Below are 18,770 nucleotides of genomic sequence, written 5' to 3'. Positions count from 1 at the left end.
CAATGATCCCTGAATTAGGCCAATTCGCTCTTATAGCCGCACTTGCGCTGTCGGTGCTGGCCAGCATTTACCCATTGTATGGTGCCACGGTTGGCAACCAAGCAATGATGCGTATGGCACGTCCGCTGTCATACGGAATATTCGGCATGCTTGCATTGTCGTTTGGTATTTTGAGCTGGTCGTTCTATAGCAATGATTTTACAGTAGCGTATGTTGCCAGTAACTCAACCAGTTTACTGCCATGGTATTACCGTTTAACCGCAGTGTGGGGCGGGCATGAAGGCTCATTAATGCTATGGGTACTTATCCAAGCGGGTTGGGCAGCAGCTGTTGCTCGATTTAGCCGTGGAATGCCTCTAGATGCAGTAGCACGTGTACTTTCCGTTATGGGAATGGTAGCGGTAGGTTTCTTACTGTTTATTATCGTAACGTCAAATCCATTTTTGCGCACATTACCTGATTTCCCTGTACAAGGTCGTGACTTAAACCCATTATTGCAAGATCCCGGTTTAATTGTTCACCCACCAATGCTGTACATGGGTTATGTTGGTTTCTCGGTTGCGTTTTCTTTTGCTATTGCATCATTAATGACAGGGCGTTTGGATACGGCTTGGGCACGTTGGTCACGTCCGTGGACAATTGCAGCATGGTCATTTCTAACTTTAGGTATCGCACTAGGTTCATGGTGGGCTTACTACGAACTTGGTTGGGGTGGCTGGTGGTTCTGGGATCCAGTAGAAAACGCATCATTAATGCCATGGCTTGCGGGTACAGCATTAATGCACTCACTATCAGTGACTGAAAAGCGCGGTACTTTTAAAGCGTGGACTGTATTACTGGCAATTTCTGCATTCTCATTAAGTTTATTGGGTACATTCTTAGTACGTTCTGGCGTCTTGGTTTCTGTGCACGCATTTGCGTCAGATCCATCGCGCGGTATGTTTATTCTTGGCTTCTTAGTGGTAGTTATTGGTGGTTCATTACTACTTTATGCACTACGTGGTGGTCAAATTCGTTCTCGTGGTAACTATGCACTGTTCTCTCGTGAGAACTTCTTGTTAGCCAACAACTTATTATTAGTTGCAGCGTTATTAGTGGTATTAATTGGTACGTTGTTACCGTTAGTTCATAAGCAATTAGGCTTAGGTTCTGTTTCTATTGGTGAACCGTTCTTTAATACGTTGTTTACGTGGTTAATGGTGCCATTCTCATTCTTAATGGGTATCGGTCCTCTGGTTCGTTGGAAGCGAGATAACTTTGCTTCTATTGCTAAACCAATGTTATGGAGTGCGGTATTTACTGTTCCATTCTCATTCTTAGCTATTTACTTAACAGCAAGCGTCGTTGAGCCATTAGCGGTTGTCGGTGTAATGATGGCCGTGTGGATTATTGTACTGCACTTAGTTGAAATCTACCGTCGTGCAACGCACCGTCACTCTTTCCTTGAAGGTTTGGGTAAATTAGGGCGTAGTCACTGGGCGATGATGTTAGGCCACTTAGGGTTAGCAATTGCTATCATTGGCATGACATTAGTATCAAATTACGGTATTGAACGTGATTTACGTTTGTCACCAGGACAATCTGTTAACGTTAAAGGCTATGACTTCCATTTTGCAGGTTTACGCGATGCAGATGGTTCTAACTATGATGGCTATGTGGCTGACTTTGAAATTAGTCGTCGTGGTATTGACATTACAACGTTGCATGCAGAAAAACGTTACTACACGGTTGCCGGTTCAATGATGACAGAAGCTGCAATTGATAGTGGCTTTACTCGTGATCTATATGTTGCGATGGGTGAGCGTTTAGGTAATGACGGCGCATGGGCTGTACGTATTTACTACAAACCATTTGTTAACTGGATGTGGATGGGGGCGTTCTTGATGGCGCTTGGTGGTGCTTTTGCAATTAGCGATAAGCGTTACCGATTCCGTAAACCAGCGAATATTGCTGCAAATGAGCAAAAATCGGAGGCGAAGCTAACTAATGAATAAGAAGCTATTATTTATTCCTTTAGTGCTGTTTTTAGGGTTAGTTGTGATGTTTATGGTCCAACTAAGCCGCAACGCAGCAGGTGATGATCCGACAAAACTTGAATCAGTATTAGTGGGTAAACCGGTACCAGCCTTTAAGCTAGAAGATTTGTTTGAGCCTGGTAAAGAATATCAGCAAACGATCTTTAAAGGTCAGCCATTACTCTTAAATGTGTGGGCGACATGGTGTCCAACCTGTCAAGCTGAACACCAATATCTAAATACTCTTGCTGAACAAGGGGTGAAGATCATTGGTTTAAACTACAAAGATCAGCGACCTAAAGCGATTAGATGGCTTAAAGAACTGGGAAATCCTTATATGATTTCTCTGTTTGATGGTAATGGCATGTTAGGAATGGATCTGGGCGTTTATGGCGCACCTGAAACATTCTTAATTGATGCTAATGGTATTATTCGTTACCGCCATGTGGGAGATGTTAATCCAGAAAACTGGAACAAAACTCTTGAGCCGTTGTATAAAAAATTACAAGCGGAAGCAAAGGCTAACAACAAGCAAGCGGAGGCAAAAGCATGATGAAACGCTTTTTTGCTTTAATGTTCGCACTAGGACTGACCTTTTCAATGGTTGCGCCAGCATTGGCTGCAATTGATGTGTATGATTTTAAAAATCCGGCACAAGAGAAGCAGTTTCAAGAGCTAACAGAGACTTTACGTTGTCCTAAATGTCAAAATAACAGTATTGCCGATTCTAATGCAACCTTAGCAGAAGATATGCGCATGAAGACGTTTGAACTGTTAAAAGAAGGCAAAACCAACCAGCAAGTCATTGATTATATGATTGCGCGTTACGGTAATTTTGTAACTTACGATCCTGCTGTGACGGCATCAACAATGATCTTATGGGCAGGGCCTATTGGTTTTATTGTTATTGGTTTTACCATCTTGGTTTATCGTTCACGCAAAAAAAGTGAATTAGCGAAAGATGAACCACTTGATGATGTTGAGTCGGAACGTTTGCAGGGGTTGTTGGCTGAAATGGCGCAGCAAGATACTGAAGCTACCAATAATCAAACAAAGGTAAATAAATGACGCTGTTTTGGATTTTAACCGCTGTTTTGGTTTTAATTGCGATCGCCATCTTTGTAATTCCGATGTATGTCGGTAAAGAATATGACGATACGGCAAGCCGAGATGAACTAAATAAAGCCTTCTTTAAAGATCGTATTCATGAACTTGAAGAAGAATCCCAAGAAGGTTTGGTCGATAGTCAGCAAGATATGGTGTCTGACTTACAACAAACATTATTGGATGACTTACCTGTTGCTGAAAAGAAACAAGCAACCCATGTTAGCCCCGCAATGATTGTACCAGGTCTTATTTTGATAGTGGGTATTTGTTATGGTGTTTATGGCGCAGTCGGTAGTAGTGCTAAAGTTGAAGCATGGCATCAAGCCGTTAATCGCTTACCAGAGCTAACACAACGATTAATGGGTGATAACGCTTCTAACGAACCGCTGTCTGATCAAGACATGTCTGATTTGACCTTAGCGTTGCGTACTAAATTGCACAAAGACGGTGATGATCCAATGGGATGGTTACTGTTAGGGCGTATTGCTATTGCTAACCGCGATGGTGCAACGGCTGAAATGGCAATGAAACGCGCTTATGATCTTAATCCGGTTGATCTTGATATTCGTTTAGGCTACGCGCAAACATTGATGCTAAGTGGTAGACCTGGTCAAAGTGATCTCGCTCGTCAACTTTTACGTCAGGTGATCAAAAGTGATCATACTAACGTTCAAGCATTGTCGTTATTAGCGTTTGATGCCTTTGAACATAAACATTATCAACAGGCCGTCGATTACTGGACGATGATGAAAACGCTTATTGGTCCGAATGATTCACGTACGCCAATGCTAACACGTAGTATTGAACGAGCGAAAATGCGGATTGGAAATGGTGATGGTTCAAAAGTTGCACCTGATCCAACGGCTATTGATGAGAAGGCACCTGTATCTGAAACACAAAATGTTGATACAGATAAGCAAGTTACTGCTACTATAGCACTAGGTAAAAACGTTGTGTTGCCAAAGCAGGGAAATATTATTATTTCTGTGTATGATGCTGATGGTTCACCAATGCCAATTGCTGCTGTGAAATTGCCATTATCAACGACATTTCCATTAACGGTGACGTTAACAGATAAAGACAGCATGATTCCACAACGACAACTATCATCATTATCAGAGATGATCATTAAAGCACGTGTGGATAGCGATAGTAACGTGATGACCAAACAAGGTGATTGGTACGGTCAAAGTAGCCAAACTCCTTTAGGCGGCGAAACAGCGTTTGTCATTAATAAGCAATATTAATTAATTTATTGCTAAAGTGAATAAGACAGGCTGAATATGAGAATTCAGCCTGTTTTTTATTAGGTGTATGTTTTGAATAGAAAGCTATTACTGATAATTGTTTTAAGCATCGGCATGGTGGGCTGTGCTCAATCACCCGATAAAGCGACTGAACAAACGGTATCAACTAACGTTGTTGATCATATTGATGGTGACAATACTGCGGCAAATGCTGTATACGATCCGTTTGAAGGTTTTAACCGCACGATGTGGGATTTAAACTTTAATTATTTAGATCCATATGTTGCTCGCCCAATCTCATTGGCTTATGTGAACTATACACCGTCATTTGCACGTACAGGTATCGCTAATTTTTTATCAAATCTTGATGAGCCTGCAAGTATGGTGAATAGCCTATTAACACTACATGGCAAAGATGCGTTAACCCATTTTAACCGCTTTTGGATTAATACTGTTTTTGGTTTAGCGGGTTTGATTGATATTGCATCAGCAGCAGATATTAATAAAGTACAAGATCGTGATTTTGGTGACACATTAGGCTATTACGGTGTTGGTAATGGTCCTTATTTGATGCTACCTGTTTATGGTCCGATTACGTTTAGAGGCTTTACTGATTCAGTTGATGATTTATATTTACCATTGAGTCTATTAAACTTCTGGGAAGGCTTAGGTAAGTGGATCTTTGAGGGTATGGAAGATCGTGCTGCATTAGTTAACCAAGAAGCGATCCTAAATAATTCGCCAGATCCATATATCTTCACTCGTGATGCGTATATTCAATATAAGAATTTTACCGCGAGTGATGGCAAAGTAAGCACTCAACCGGTAGCTGAAACATTTGATGATAGCTATTTAGATGAAATCGATAACGATTAATTTTATTGCTGCATCAATATAAAAAGACCGCCATAATAGGCTAACACCTATCACTTAAGAAATTGATAGGTTGCATGATCTTTCAGATAGTTAAAAATACCCTCAGTTTTGCAAAACTGAGGGTATTTTTTATGTTGTCACATTGGCTCATTGATGTAGATGCGTTTGCAGCACCAGAATCACTCTCATTATTTCAAAGAGACTTACCTCTTGAGTGGATTCAACAAGCATTAGATGAAACCAATAAGGCCAGTATACGCAGACGAAAATTACCTGCGGAATTGGTTGTTTGGTTAATCGTTGGAATTGGTCTATATCGTAATAGATCGATAACCGATGTTTTAAATAAACTTGATTTGCAATTATCGCGATCACAAGGTGATTCTATTGCACCAAGTGCTATCCCTCAGGCGCGAAAACGATTGACAGCACAGCCTCTAAAAGCACTTTTCTCACTCACGGCCAAATATTGGACGAAAGCCGAAGATAGCAAAGACACATGGAAAGGCTTGCGCCTTTTCTCTGTCGATGGAACTCAATTTAGAAGTCATGATACTCCAGAGTTAGCGAATCACTTTCAGTATGTCAAACACGGTAAGATACAGCATACAGCATACAGAATACCCTATCGTCAGGTTGTGTGCTTTATGCTCCCTTCGTAGTCGTTTAATACATAACGTAGCATTTGGTCCCAGCAATATTGGTGAGGAGAACTATGCTAAACAGCTTATATCTTCAATAGCGCCAGATTCTTTAACTATTTTTGACCGATGTTATCTTGGCGCCGAGTTGATGATTAATTGGCAACGTCAGCATGGTTCGAGTCATTGGATGACTCCAATTAAGTCTAATACACGATATACCGTCATTAAGCAGCTTGATGAAGCAGGACGAGATTTGATTGTAGAAATGGATGTATCCAAATATGCCAGAACTAAAGACCCAAGCCTGCCTGAAAAATGGCAGGCTAGATTAGTGCTGTATCCAGAAAAAACTCAAAAAAATCATATCCAAGGGCTTCTTACTTCCTTAGTTGGTGACCATTATAACTATCAAGCTTTGCTTGATGTTTATTTCGAACGTTGGGAGATAGAAAACAGTTATGGTGAAATAAAACATGACATGCTTGAAGATGAAATATTATTGCGTAGTCAATCAGTAGAAGGTATTGAGCAAGAAATCTGGGGAATATTGATAGCTTATAATCTTGTTCGCTTAGAAATAAGTAGAATAGCGGCAGAAGCGAATGTTTCACCATTACGGATAAGTTTTATGATGGCGTTAAGAGATATTCAAGATGAATTAATGTGGTGTGCCATCGCTTCACCAGGTTCAATTCCTCAAAAACTGAGAGCAATGAGAAAACAAGTAAAGCGTTACATATTACCTGAACGAAGAAAACGGCCCAAGCAGAGAGCCGTTCGTATCAATAAAACTCGTTATCCAGTTCGTTCCAAACACCTTAAGTGATAGGTGTTAGCCATAATAGGCGGTCTTTTTATTACTGCTAATACATATCAGGTTAGAAGCGGTAACTTGCCTGTACACCTGCAAGCCAAATGTGACCAGATGTTTGACCGTCAAATTGGCCTAGCATCTCGCCGATAGCACCGCTGCCTTTTTCTTGCTCAAGCATGTGGGCTTTTTTAGCAAAAATATAAGTAAAGCCAGCATCGAAGGTTAGGTTTTCAGACCATGCATAACCTGCACCAACACTTAACCATGTACGATCAGTTTCAGGAATGGTTTGGGTTCGGTTCGCTTCATCAACCGCTGACGTGTCATAGGCAATACCAGAACGTAAAACTAGCTTATTGGTTGCTTGGTAAGTCGTACCAACAGCAAAGCGGTAGTTGTCTTTCCAATTTTCTGGTTTGATATCTACAGGGCCATTAAGATCTGGAATATTGGCTTCTAGTTTTTCAAAGGCACTCCAATCGGTCCAGTTAACACTTGCATGCACAGCCCACTGATCATTTAATTGGTGGAAGCTAGCTATTTCAGCAGATGCGGGTAGTTCGATTGGTAATGTACCTGCGTATGAACCTTTACCTGTACCATCAAAACCAATACCATTAGCATGACCTTCAAGGTTGAGTTTAACCGCTGATTGGTAGCTAACACCAATGCGGTTATTCGCGTTAATCTGCCATGCGGTGCCTGCTTGCCAGCCCCATGCATTATCTTCACCTTCCATGAACTTAAGATTTTTCCCTGCTAGGGGTTGCAGCATACCTAATGATGCATTTGTTGGTACTGCCGCACCAAAGTGACCGCTTGCCATCACATAACGTACACCTGCCCCCACACTTAATTGGTCATTAATTTTGTAACCAAGGTTAGGGTTGATCTCAACGGTATGAATTTCAGCTTGGTTACCAAACATAGCAGCTTTAAAATCAGTACCAAGGTCGGTACGCATGCCAAAATGCGTACCAAACGCAATACCAATTGTTGCTTTATCCGTTAATGGGCGAGAAAAATAAAAATTAGGGATAACGGCGTTATTAGCAAAATCAGAACTACCAGTTTGACCTAATAATGAATGGGTGCCAGTAATATCAATATTGGGATCAACATAAATAGCACCCGTAGAAATTTGGATGCCTGTTAAATACGTTAGCATTGCGGGGTTGCGGAACTGGGCGCTGGCGTTATCTGCCATTGCAGCTTCACCAGCGAAAGCTCGTCCTAGGCCCGTTGCTGAATATTCAGCTAACTGAAAACCTGCAGCGGTAGCTTGATTGCTGATGCCTACAGCAGCAGTAATCGCTAATGCTAAAGTGATTTTATTTTTATTCATGTTATAAAAAAGCTTATTGTTGATCGAAATAATGGCGTAAATCATACCCGCAGCAATAAAATGCGTTAAAAGCTATCTTATAAAATGGTCTGATTAAATAGATTATGCTTAAAATTCTTTATATTGTGGTTTTTTATCGGGTATAAATTATTCATTTGCTGGGGTGTATTCATATTTGAGCGTACACTTGTACGAAAAATAATGTAAATATAGTCAGTTATATTTGTGGAAAATTGCTCGCTATTCTTCGTTTTTTAGTCTTTTATAGTAAATAGAATAAAAATTTCTGTTAAATAAGGGCATAAAAAAGAAGCCATAGTGGCTTCTTTTTAAAATTAGCTGTTACTGTACGCTCAAATTAGAATGAACGGCTATATTGAAGACCATATAGCCATGCATCAGCACGTGTAGTTGCTTTTATGCCAATAGGTAACTTATCTGAAAGTTTTTCATTAACATTAACATCTTTACCAATTAGGTAAGTTAGACCAAAGTCGATGGTTGATTTACTGTCAATATGGTAGCTGAAACCACTTGATAACCAGTTACGGGCAGAATCTGGTACAGAGATAGAGGTACGCTCATTTTGAGCACTGGTGTCATGCATGTAACCAGCACGCAATGTCCAATCGTTGTTGAGGTAGTAAGTACCACCTAATGAGTAGTGCCAGCCATCCTGCCATTCATATTGTTTACTGAAAGAATTACCCGTTGTGGCTAAATTATCAAACTCACTCCAACGGATCCATTGCACACTATAATGCACCGCAAATTTATCATTAAGTTTGTTAAAGCCAGAAAACTCAATCATGTCTGGTAATGGCATGATCAATTTTTCGTTACTTAAATTTTTACCCGCATAATGAATATCACCTTTCGCTTTTAGCGTCGGGCTATAACGGTAAGATAAACCAAAGCGGTTATTTTGATTGTATTCATAAATAGCGCCAAGGTTGTAGCCTAATGCCATACCATCAGCATCGATATTCAATGCTTGTGCATTACCACGTTGTAGTTTACCGCTACCATGAATAATGTCTAAACCACCACCCACGCTAAAGTGTTGGTTAATACGGTAAGCAGCACTTAAACCTAAGTTAACACTTTTAACGTCCGTTAAGCCGCCAAAAAGATCAGCTTTATAACCTTCTTTAAACTCAGTTTTAGTGCCAAAGTTTGAATACAGCGAAGCACCTACTGAAAATTTATCGTTGATAGGTTGAATGTAGTAGATGTTTGGTGCGTAACTAGTGCCACCAATTGATGCATTATCAATATTCTGCCCTAGAAATTTAGTGTTTTTTACTTGAACATCAGTATCAATAGCAATAACACCTAATGATAATGCAGGCGCGTCAAAAAGAGCCATTGAAGCGGCGTTTTTAGCCATGGTTGATGCGTTATCAGCAATAACACCATCACCAGAGAATGCACGACCTAAACCCGTGGCTGATTGGGCATTCAATTGAAAACCTGCAGCCATTGTTTGTGATGATGCTACGGCGATAGCTACAGTAATAACTGAGCGTGTAAATATCTGCTTCTTGTTCATGCGTTTATGATTCCTGATCATGATTTTTATATTTATTAGTCCAGTCTATGTATGACTGATTGGCGATGATTGTAGGGGGGGAGAAGACACGATCAAAGCTGACCAGTACTTTAGACACTTAAAAATACTTTTTAGCGAACATTTGAGTTCATTTGGTATCATTTTACGCGGAATTTCTGCAGTTTTCGCTACAATTCGTATGACAAATAACAGTGAAAATCGATACTTAAATACCAATATCGAGTTTTCAGCTGTTATATAGAGAAGATGGCTAAGCTAGATTTGCCAATAAAGTTCAGATTTAAGCTTTTCTGCGATTGGCATTAATTTATCGTCTTTATCACCGACAACGATTAAGCTGGCATCTTGGAGCGGTAATAATAAACTTTGATTGATATTGTCACTATCTGTCGCTATTTGTGAACTTGTTTGCGGCACTATAAAGACGGTCATTTTGCCTTTGTCTGTTCCTACAATCATATGTAATGCGCGGTTACCATCAAAGCCACAATAATTCAGGTAGTAAATATGACCGGGTAATTGGTTCATACTGGTACCAAATGGTTTAAGTTTGGCATTAACTTGCTGCAATGTAACTGCTTCATCGGTATGTTCAACAAACCGTGCTTCAGCGTTGACGTGTTGTAATGCTATCGCTGACATTGAGGTTGGTGTAAATACTTGTGATTGTGGTTGTTGAGGGGAAAGCTGTTGTTGACCCACCATGACACCGACAAAAAACATCACGGATGCTGCTAATCCGTAAGATAAATAACGTTTATACGGATGATGATTTTTTGGTTGCGCCTGACTTGATTGATGAAACAGAATGCGATCAGCAAGATTTTCTGGAATATCGACATTAATTGTTTGTTTTAATTTAAGATCTAATTGTTGTAACTCATTAGCGAAGTGACGATTAGTCGTCGACTGATTTTTAGTCTTAACCAGTTCTGGATCATTATCATTCGGATTCGCCAAAAGGCGCCGACGAAACTCTAGATCATCCATTATGATTCCCCTGTTGAGTTGTTTTTTTTTCAAGTTGTTCTTTTAATTGGTTTCGAGCACGAAAAAGTCGCGTCATAACAGTATTACGATTAAGATTTAAGATTCCAGCTATTTCATCACCATTAAACCCAGCCATGACTTGTAGTATCAGAGGCTCTCGATATTCTGGTGTTAGCTTCATAATTAATCGGTGCAGTAAATATTGTTCAGTATCCATTTCAATACTGGGTTTTGTGTCTGCTATATGATGATCATCAATATCTACTAAATCAAATTGTTTTCGTTCAAATCGACGTGCATTTTCACGCCGTAATATAGTGATTAGCCAGGCTTTGGCGGCATTATCATCTTGCAAATTATCTAATGATTTCCATGCACGCAGACATGTCTCCTGCACTAAATCTTCGGCAATATGGGGATCATGACAGAGCCAATACGCATAGCGATATAGGTCTTGATGCCAAGCTCGAACAAGGGCTTCATAACGTTTTTGTTTATTCATATTTAAACAGACCGTAGCAGAAGCCTTTTTGTTACTAAAAAATTTTTTTATCATTGATGTGCCTGCTTAGCGTTATTGCATCAATTAATGATGTCATCTACTAGCCTTTGGATGATGTATGATGTTTTTTTATAGTTTAGAGCGCATAAACCGCAATAAAATTGATCTGGTGCAAATTCTGTTTTGAGTGGTAGGTTATAGTGGTCGCGTCATCTGATGGTTGAGGTTATTGTCAAGTTGAATAACTTAATAATAGTTAACACCGTCTGTTGAGCAAGATGACAACTTCCTTTTGAAGGCTGACTTTACTTTCTCCTATCAGGTTTATCCTGATTTGCAATTGGCTTTATGTTAATTGATTATTTTATTATGTAGATTGATTGCTTTCTGCATTAATTCGAACCATACCTGAGGGTGTGGTTTTTTTTTGTCTTAATTTTATGCCTTATTATTCCTTTCAAAAAGATTCGTTAGCGCAATAATACTAATCCTAAATAGTGTTGATTATTTCTATACCATAACCGACTTAAATGTAAGCATTTTTTACTTATAATGTCATTTTATCGCAAAATTTAAACAAATATTTTTAATTCCATAACTTTATGGTTACAATTGTGAGGTCTGACCTCGTGATATAGGTTAATTATAATTGTGACAAGGAGTTGCGATGACGGGTCTTCAAAAAATCACCACACATAACGGTGAACGTATTGCTATTGTTAGCGGTTTACGAACGCCATTCGCACGTCAATCAACCGCATTTGATCGTTTATCAGCCCTTGATTTGGGTAAATTAGTTATCAATGAAATGTTGCAAACGGCTGATTTTGATCCTCAGTTAATTGAACAAGTTGTCTTTGGGCAAGTTGTCCAGATGCCAGAAGCCCCCAATATTGCGCGTGAAATTGTATTAGGGACCGGAATGAATGTTCATACTGATGCTTATAGTGTCAGCCGCGCCTGTGCAACTAGTTTTCAAGCTGCCGTTAATGTCACTGAAAGTATTATGGCAGGTACGATTGATATTGGTATTGCTGGCGGCGCAGATTCAACCTCAATGCTTCCGATTGGGGTAAGTAAAAAAATGGCAGCAACATTATTGGCACTTAGCAAAGCTAAAACGATGCCCGCCCGTTTGAAATTAATCAGTGCGTTAAGTGTTAAAGATTTAATGCCAGTTCCTCCTGCCGTTGCAGAATATTCCACAGGTCTAAGTATGGGGCAAACGGCTGAACAAATGGCAAAAAGTCATGCGATTAGTCGCGAAGAACAAGATGCGTTTGCCCATCGTTCTCATTGTTTAGCCGCACAAGCATGGCAAGATGGAGTGCTTAGTCATGAAGTAATGACAGCATTTTCAGCACCTTATCAACAATGGATTGATCGTGATAATAATGTTCGCCAAGATTCAACATTGGCAACATACGCAAAGTTAACGCCTGCTTTTGATCGATTACATGGCAGTGTTACTGCGGCCAATTCAACGCCATTAACGGATGGGGCCGCTGCGATCTTGTTAATGCGAGAAGGGCGGGCGAAAGAATTAGGACTAACACCTCTAGGATATATTCGGTCGTATGCGTTTGCTGCCATTGATGTTACTGAAGATATGCTAATGGGTCCGGCTTATGCGAGCCCGTTAGCACTTGAACGGGCTGGATTAACCCTTGGCGATTTAAGCTTAATTGATATGCATGAGGCATTTGCAGCACAGACATTAGCTAACGTAAAGATGTTTGGATCTCAACGGTTTGCAAAACAAAAACTGGGTCGGTCCAATGCCATTGGCGATATCGATATGGATAAGTTTAATGTATTAGGCGGTTCTATTGCTTATGGTCATCCTTTTGCTGCTACTGGCGCCAGAATGATTATTCAAACATTACATGAATTGCAACGTCGAGGCGGAGGTTTTGCACTGAATACCGCTTGTGCTGCGGGTGGTCTGGGTGCTGCGATGATTTTGGAGGCAGAATAATGACACAATCTGCATTTAGTTTATCTTATGGTGATAATGGCATCGGTTGGCTTAAAATCGATGTTGCTAATGAAACCATGAATACGTTACAAGCGGCTTTTGCTGACCAAGTTAGTGCTGTCTTAATGGAATTGAGTACCCATACCGATCTCAAAGGATTAGTGGTTTATTCAGGTAAAACGGATAATTTCATTGCTGGTGCTGATATTCGAATGTTGGCTAACTGTGAAACTGCCGCTGAAGCTGAAGCATTAGCAAATAAAGGCCAACAACTATTTATGGCCCTTGAAGATTTGCCTATTCATGTTGTAGCCGCTATTCATGGACCGTGTCTAGGCGGAGGATTAGAGCTAGCATTGGCTTGTCATAGTCGTATTTGTACTGAAGCTGATATTACACGGTTAGGATTACCTGAAGTGCAATTAGGTTTGTTGCCAGGTTCGGGGGGGACACAACGTTTACCGCGATTAATTGGTGTGGCTAATAGTTTAGAATTGATGCTAACGGGCAAGCAATTACGAGCGAAACAAGCGCTTAAAAAAGGCATTGTTGATCAAGTCGTTCCGTTGAGTATTTTGTTACAAGTGGCTGAAAAAATAGCGTTAACGGCTAAACCTATTCGAACCCATTCATTTCAAGACTGGGCGATGGCGGGTAATGCGTTTGGTCGAAGTGTTGTGTTTGATCAGGCCGCTAAAAAAGCCCAACAAAAAGCCCGTGGTTGTTATCCTGCAATTGATGCGATTTTAGATACCGTAAAATACGGCTTAGAAAAAGGGATGAAAGCTGGGCTTGAACAAGAAGCGAAGGTTTTTGGTGATTTAGTTATGACGACGGAATCAAGAGCCTTACGTGATATTTTCTTTGCCACGACAGCAATGAAAAAAGAAAAAGGCGCTGATGCTGAGCCGATTAACATTGATCGAATCGCAATACTTGGTGGCGGTTTAATGGGAGGCGGAATTGCTCATGTCTCTGCGATTAAAGCGGGCTATGCGGTGCGAATTAAAGATATTACTAACGATGGTATTCAACATGCATTAGCGTACAACTACGCTATTTTAAATAAGCAATGCCAACGACGTATTATTCGAAAACCACAGCTTCAACAGCAGATGTTACGTATTACAGGTGGGACAGATTATCGTGGAATGGCACATGCTGATGTAGTGATTGAAGCTGTATTTGAAGATGTTGCGCTTAAACAGCAGATGGTTCAAGAAATTGAAGCCAATACATCTGAGCATACAATTTTTGCAACGAATACATCATCTATTCCTATTCATCAAATTGCTAAAAATGCTCAGCGACCACAAAATATTGTTGGTTTACACTATTTTAGCCCTGTTGAAAAAATGCCACTAGTGGAAGTAATTCCTCATACAACAACGTCCCCAACAACCATTGCAACCGTAGTCGCCCTAGCCAAAAAACAAGGTAAAACTCCGATTGTTGTTGCAGATAAAGCCGGTTTTTATGTTAACCGTATTTTAGCGCCATATATGAATGAAGCGGCTCAAATATTATTAGCTGGCGAGCCGATTGAACATATAGATACTGCATTGCTTAATTTTGGTTTTCCTGTTGGACCAATAACATTACTTGATGAAGTTGGAGTTGATATTGGCGCTAAGATCAGTCCAATTTTAGAAGCGGAATTAGGCGAACGTTTTGCCCCTCTTGCAATGTTTGAATGGCTGCAACAAGATGGTCGTCAAGGCCGTAAAAATGGCAAAGGTTTTTATTTATATAACACTAAGAGTAAAGAAGTAGATAAATCTGTTTATACCTTACTCGGTGTTGAGCCTCAACAACAATTAACCGAAGTGGAAATTGCAATTCGTTGTACTTTAATGATGTTGAATGAAGCTGCACGTTGTTTGGATGAGGGGGTTATTCAATCCGTTCGTGACGGTGATATTGGGGCTATTTTTGGTATTGGTTTTCCTCCGTTTCTTGGTGGACCATTTAGTTATATGGATCATTTAGGTATCGATTTAGTGGTCGATATGATGCGTCAATACAGTGACTCTTATGGTGAACGATTTGCACCTTGTGATTATTTAGTTGAAATGGCACAAGCAGAAAAACGGTTTTATTAATGCTTTATTTTTAGCATGATAAAACCCCCATTTATATTGAATAAATGGGGGTTTTTATTAGTATGCGTTTTTCTGAAAATCTGCAATAGACTCAATCGCTTTGCCGATAGTTAATGGTTCGGCATCATGGTGAGTTTTCCCCATGTAATACATCACCAAGCGGTTAGCTGTTCGAGGTTTAACCGTATCAACAATAAATTTAATCATGTCAGCTCGTGTGAGTTTTTTTAACTGTTCAACCACTAATTGACGCTGATTAAAGTCTTCATCTTTATTACCAATACTGACCCAAAAGCGTTGTGCACGTGAGCGAAGGTTTGTATCTGGCTCAGAAATTTGTGCAATAAGTCCTGTTTTGCTAGCTTGCCATTGTGCTTCATTAAGCTCTAATAACACCAGTGCAAATGCATTAGTAAAATCATCAATAGCATCTGATAAGTAACGAGGCTCAGCCACAGGAGATTGAATATATAAAATCAAGCCCGGGTGACGGTTTAAGGGTAAATTTCCCGTTCCTACCATATAGCCTAGTTGTTGTTTAGTACGTAATTCATGGAAAAATGTAGTCGACATCAAATGGTTTGCCAGCGTGTAAATGGCAATTTTTTTAGGTGTCGTTTGGCGTGATTGGTAATACATTAAAATAGCAGAGTCTTCATGATGACAATCTAGCTCATAGGTTAACGTTCCACTGTTTTTTAAATGCACTAATGGACGCTGAGATTCACCGTATAATTGATCTGTGACCCTAAAGGCATCTTTTAGTGTTTCAGCCAGTGCTAATGCATCTTTCTTGATCCAGTTACCATAGACAAAAGTATCAATGTGAAGTTCTGCAAACATCGCTTCAACAAATGGAGGAAGGTCATCAATAGTGATGGTTTCCAGAGCTTCAATCAGGTGTGGATAAGGCGGATTGTTTGGCTGTAATAACCCCGTTAATTGATTAAACAGTTGCGAAATTGGTTTATCTTCGGCGACATTACGCCAATTACGCAACATTTGAGCTTTGATATTATCAAATCGTTGTTGAGTAAAGTGCCGATTTTTAAAGCGCTCTAAAATCAATTGCATTAACTGCGGTTGTTTTTCACTAAAGCCTGAAAGTTGAAGCGTTACTCCACCTTGGTGAGCATAAAGATTATAAGACATTCCTGCAATTTCAGCGGGATAAGCAGATTCATTGATCGCTTCTAATAATAACTCTACACACAAACGTGTTTTAACAATATTTGCGGTTGAACTGACGGCATGTGGGCTATCGATGGCAACATACACAATGCCTTTTGGCACGCGAAAATCATGCTCTTGTTTATGCCATAAACGAAACCCTGGTAGATCTTGAATTAGCTGTGGGGGTAATTCTGAGCCAGCCTCTAGCGGTAAAGGTTCGAATTTTTCACACAAATAGATATTAGCTTCAGGTAAGAATAACGCCGCATCAAGGCTTACATTGGTCCAGCTTTCAATTTGCAGCGGTGTAAATGGCGTCACAGAATAAGGAGTATCATACCAAGCCGCTACGCGATCGTAATAACCGCCTTGAGCCACTAAAGTGAGTCGCATATTACTAACGGTAAAGTAAGCTAAGAGTTGTTCAAGTAAGTCTTGATCATAGCCTTCCATCATATAATCGCCGTAGATAATATCTTCTGCGTTGTAATGGAGTAGATTCATGACTAAATAGCTAACGGTATCAAGTGGACGACTTTTTTCTTGATAACGAAAAGCCATTTCTAATACTGATTTCTTTTCTTGGTAACGCCAATTATTCAGCCCTTGTTGTTTTATTAGCGAAATAAAAGCAAATACGCATTGAACGATCTCATCAGTATGATGTTGACCTTTAGGGGTTAAATTTAAACCAATTGTAAACTCACGGAAATTATTACCACTAACACCGCCGCCAGCGGTAAGGGTATTAATTAAACCACGTTGTTTGAGAATTGCCATTAAACTGCCTGTGCCTTCATTACCTAATAAATGAGCAATGTATGACAGCGGTTTAATTTGATAATGCGCATCAACAGACGGTAATGCAAAAGATAAGGTTAATTTACGTAATTCTTTAATTGGTTCAATTTGAATGAACTTCTGACACTCGTTATCAGTAACAAATGGCACGTCGATTGCTAACTTTTTAGTGGTAGCATTGGGAATTTGGCTAAAGAAATCTTGAGTATATTGTTCTAGCTGATCTAATGATTGTGGGCCTAATAACACCAAGCCCATAACATCAGCAGAATAATGTTGATGATAAAAAGTTAATAAATCATCACGAACAGATTGACCATTACGATCATCAAGAGTAGTGAGATCGCCAACAGAAAATTTAGCAAAAGGATGCGCTTGATTAATGGTTTCTTTTTGCACTTGATATAAACGACGAACATCGTCTTTTATTTTTAGTTTATATTCTGAATCAACGGCTTGTCGTTCTTTATCAACGGCATCTTCATTGAATAATGGGGCCGTGAAAAATTGACCAAAGCGATCGAGTCCTTCCTCAAAAGTATGGGGACTGATTTCAAAGAAAAACGTGGTGTTTTCGGTGCCTGTCCATGCATTATTACTGCCGCCATTACGGTTGATAAATGTTTGGAATTCACCGACACGAGGGTATTTTTCAGTACCAAGAAAAAGCATATGCTCAAGAAAGTGTGCCATACCTTGGCGATCCATTGGATCATCAAAGTGACCAATCTCTACCGATAAAGCCGCAGCAGAGCGAGGCGCTTCAGCATCATGAACGAGTAATACTCGAAGTTCATTCGCTAAAGTAAGATAGCGATACTGCTTATGATCGTTAGGACTAGTATGCACAGGAAGAGCCTATTTTTGAGGGAATTAGGTTAAGTATGACGTTCAATATTAAGGCTGGCAAATTGAAGATGCGATTAGATGAATTATAAGTCGCATTTTTGTTAATAAATTGATGAAGTAGTCATTACTTAATCAATTGAAGTATTGATTAATAGCAGGCATAACCACAAAATGAAGACTCTGTAGTTATGCCAATAATAAAAGCGTGTAATAATGATCGACCTACTCCTAGATGAGAGTAGGGACAGCGATTGTTTAACTGAGGTTATAAAAGATTTATGCAAATTTATATAATGCGCCATGGCGAAGCTGAAAATTTTGCAGCCAGTGATGCTGAACGCCCATTAACCGCACGTGGTATTGCTCAATCACAGCAAATGGCGACATTACTCGCATCGCATCTAGACGGTGAGTTGGATCATGTTTGGGTCAGTCCTTATTTACGGGCTCAGCAAACATGGCAAGCAATGACAGATATCTTACCGATCCCAACGCAAGTGGGTAGTGTTGAAGATATTACGCCGTATGGTGATGCTGAAACGGTCGCTGATTATATTAAAGCAGCCATTAAAATCGAGCAGCCACAATCATTATTACTGATTTCACATTTACCATTAGTTGGTTATTTAACCGCTGAGTTGGTGGCAGGTTTGCAGCCTCCGATGTTTTTAACGTCAGCCATTGCTGCGATAGATTACGATCCACAATCAGGACAAAGTAAATTATTGTGGCAGCACCAGCCGCATAAATAATG

General features: G+C 39.9%; 13 protein-coding genes and 1 pseudogene. 9 read left to right on the top strand and 5 right to left on the bottom strand.

From position 1 onward, the window contains the following. Positions 1-2 precede the first annotated feature (2 nt). The 6 genes and pseudogenes from OC457_RS10090 (at position 3) to OC457_RS10065 (ending at position 6,715) form a co-directional block, all read left to right on the top strand. A complete protein-coding gene (locus OC457_RS10090; RefSeq protein ID WP_080172957.1) occupies positions 3-1,994 on the top strand; it encodes a heme lyase CcmF/NrfE family subunit in 1,992 nt (663 codons plus the stop codon). Continuing rightward, the gene (locus tag OC457_RS10085) at positions 1,987-2,568 is read left to right on the top strand and encodes a DsbE family thiol:disulfide interchange protein (RefSeq protein ID WP_080172959.1); all 582 of its coding nucleotides are present in this window, start codon (positions 1,987-1,989) and stop codon (positions 2,566-2,568) included. Before OC457_RS10090 ends, OC457_RS10085 begins: the two co-directional genes overlap by 8 nt. After that, positions 2,568-3,083 carry a cytochrome c-type biogenesis protein gene (locus OC457_RS10080; protein WP_080173320.1) on the top strand — a complete coding sequence of 172 codons (516 nt, stop codon included), beginning with the start codon at positions 2,568-2,570 and terminating at the stop codon, positions 3,081-3,083. Before OC457_RS10085 ends, OC457_RS10080 begins: the two co-directional genes overlap by 1 nt. Beyond that, a complete protein-coding gene (gene ccmI, locus OC457_RS10075; protein ID WP_080172961.1) occupies positions 3,080-4,369 on the top strand; it encodes a c-type cytochrome biogenesis protein CcmI in 1,290 nt (429 codons plus the stop codon). Before OC457_RS10080 ends, ccmI begins: the two co-directional genes overlap by 4 nt. A gap of 72 nt (positions 4,370-4,441) precedes the next feature. Continuing rightward, positions 4,442-5,245 carry an MlaA family lipoprotein gene (locus OC457_RS10070; protein ID WP_080172963.1) on the top strand — a complete coding sequence of 268 codons (804 nt, stop codon included), beginning with the start codon at positions 4,442-4,444 and terminating at the stop codon, positions 5,243-5,245. A gap of 131 nt (positions 5,246-5,376) precedes the next feature. Then, a pseudogene (locus OC457_RS10065) lies at positions 5,377-6,715 on the top strand (IS4 family transposase). Between the two features lie 52 nt (positions 6,716-6,767). Here the strand turns inward: OC457_RS10065 and OC457_RS10060 are convergent. From OC457_RS10060 to OC457_RS10045, 4 genes are all read right to left on the bottom strand, one after another. Next, positions 6,768-8,048, bottom strand: coding sequence for an outer membrane protein transport protein (locus tag OC457_RS10060; RefSeq protein ID WP_080173321.1), 1,281 nt, complete (start codon positions 8,046-8,048; stop codon positions 6,768-6,770). Positions 8,049-8,406: 358 nt separating this feature from the next. Further along, positions 8,407-9,600 carry an outer membrane protein transport protein gene (locus tag OC457_RS10055; RefSeq protein WP_080172965.1) on the bottom strand — a complete coding sequence of 398 codons (1,194 nt, stop codon included), beginning with the start codon at positions 9,598-9,600 and terminating at the stop codon, positions 8,407-8,409. Positions 9,601-9,876: 276 nt separating this feature from the next. Next, positions 9,877-10,611, bottom strand: a complete 735-nt coding sequence (locus OC457_RS10050; RefSeq protein WP_080172966.1) for a DUF3379 family protein — start codon at positions 10,609-10,611, stop codon at positions 9,877-9,879. After that, on the bottom strand, positions 10,604-11,167 hold the full coding sequence (locus tag OC457_RS10045; RefSeq protein ID WP_080172967.1) for a sigma-70 family RNA polymerase sigma factor: 564 nt from the start codon (positions 11,165-11,167) through the stop codon (positions 10,604-10,606). The genes OC457_RS10050 and OC457_RS10045 overlap by 8 nt, the downstream gene beginning before the upstream one ends. A 613-nt stretch (positions 11,168-11,780) precedes the next feature. On the opposite strand from OC457_RS10045, the gene fadI reads away from it, so the two are divergent. Further along, entirely contained in the window at positions 11,781-13,091 is a 1,311-nt protein-coding gene (gene fadI, locus OC457_RS10040) for an acetyl-CoA C-acyltransferase FadI (protein WP_080172968.1), read from the top strand. Beyond that, positions 13,091-15,193: a fatty acid oxidation complex subunit alpha FadJ gene (gene fadJ / locus OC457_RS10035; protein ID WP_080172969.1), complete on the top strand. Its 2,103-nt coding sequence runs from the start codon at positions 13,091-13,093 to the stop codon at positions 15,191-15,193. The genes fadI and fadJ overlap by 1 nt, the downstream gene beginning before the upstream one ends. Before the next feature lie 57 nt (positions 15,194-15,250). Here fadJ and OC457_RS10030 read toward each other — a convergent pair whose 3' ends face one another. Beyond that, positions 15,251-18,016, bottom strand: coding sequence for an insulinase family protein (locus tag OC457_RS10030; RefSeq protein ID WP_080172970.1), 2,766 nt, complete (start codon positions 18,014-18,016; stop codon positions 15,251-15,253). 278 nt (positions 18,017-18,294) lie between these two features. Between OC457_RS10030 and sixA the strand changes: the two genes are divergently transcribed. After that, the gene (gene sixA / locus OC457_RS10025; RefSeq protein WP_080172971.1) at positions 18,295-18,768 is read left to right on the top strand and encodes a phosphohistidine phosphatase SixA; all 474 of its coding nucleotides are present in this window, start codon (positions 18,295-18,297) and stop codon (positions 18,766-18,768) included. The last annotated feature ends 2 nt before the right edge of the window (positions 18,769-18,770 follow it).

Origin of the sequence: Photobacterium toruni (genome assembly GCF_024529955.1) — a bacterium.
In the GTDB taxonomy this organism is placed as follows: domain Bacteria; phylum Pseudomonadota; class Gammaproteobacteria; order Enterobacterales; family Vibrionaceae; genus Photobacterium; species Photobacterium toruni.
Note: the sequence above shows the minus strand (reverse complement) of the source record. Positions and strands in the feature narration are given on the sequence as shown.

What these genes read in the sequence shown, in the direction of transcription:
- OC457_RS10050 (WP_080172966.1), bottom strand. Translation starts at nt 10,611, where the DNA reads ATGGATGATCTAGAGTTTCGTCGGCGCCTTTTGGCGAATCCGAATGAT.
- OC457_RS10055 (WP_080172965.1), bottom strand. Translation starts at nt 9,600, where the DNA reads ATGAACAAGAAGCAGATATTTACACGCTCAGTTATTACTGTAGCTATC.
- OC457_RS10080 (WP_080173320.1), top strand. Translation starts at nt 2,568, where the DNA reads ATGAAACGCTTTTTTGCTTTAATGTTCGCACTAGGACTGACCTTTTCA.
- ccmI (WP_080172961.1), top strand. Translation starts at nt 3,080, where the DNA reads ATGACGCTGTTTTGGATTTTAACCGCTGTTTTGGTTTTAATTGCGATC.
- OC457_RS10090 (WP_080172957.1), top strand. Translation starts at nt 3, where the DNA reads ATGATCCCTGAATTAGGCCAATTCGCTCTTATAGCCGCACTTGCGCTG.
- sixA (WP_080172971.1), top strand. Translation starts at nt 18,295, where the DNA reads ATGCAAATTTATATAATGCGCCATGGCGAAGCTGAAAATTTTGCAGCC.
- OC457_RS10045 (WP_080172967.1), bottom strand. Translation starts at nt 11,167, where the DNA reads ATGATAAAAAAATTTTTTAGTAACAAAAAGGCTTCTGCTACGGTCTGT.
- OC457_RS10060 (WP_080173321.1), bottom strand. Translation starts at nt 8,048, where the DNA reads ATGAATAAAAATAAAATCACTTTAGCATTAGCGATTACTGCTGCTGTA.
- fadI (WP_080172968.1), top strand. Translation starts at nt 11,781, where the DNA reads ATGACGGGTCTTCAAAAAATCACCACACATAACGGTGAACGTATTGCT.
- fadJ (WP_080172969.1), top strand. Translation starts at nt 13,091, where the DNA reads ATGACACAATCTGCATTTAGTTTATCTTATGGTGATAATGGCATCGGT.
- OC457_RS10085 (WP_080172959.1), top strand. Translation starts at nt 1,987, where the DNA reads ATGAATAAGAAGCTATTATTTATTCCTTTAGTGCTGTTTTTAGGGTTA.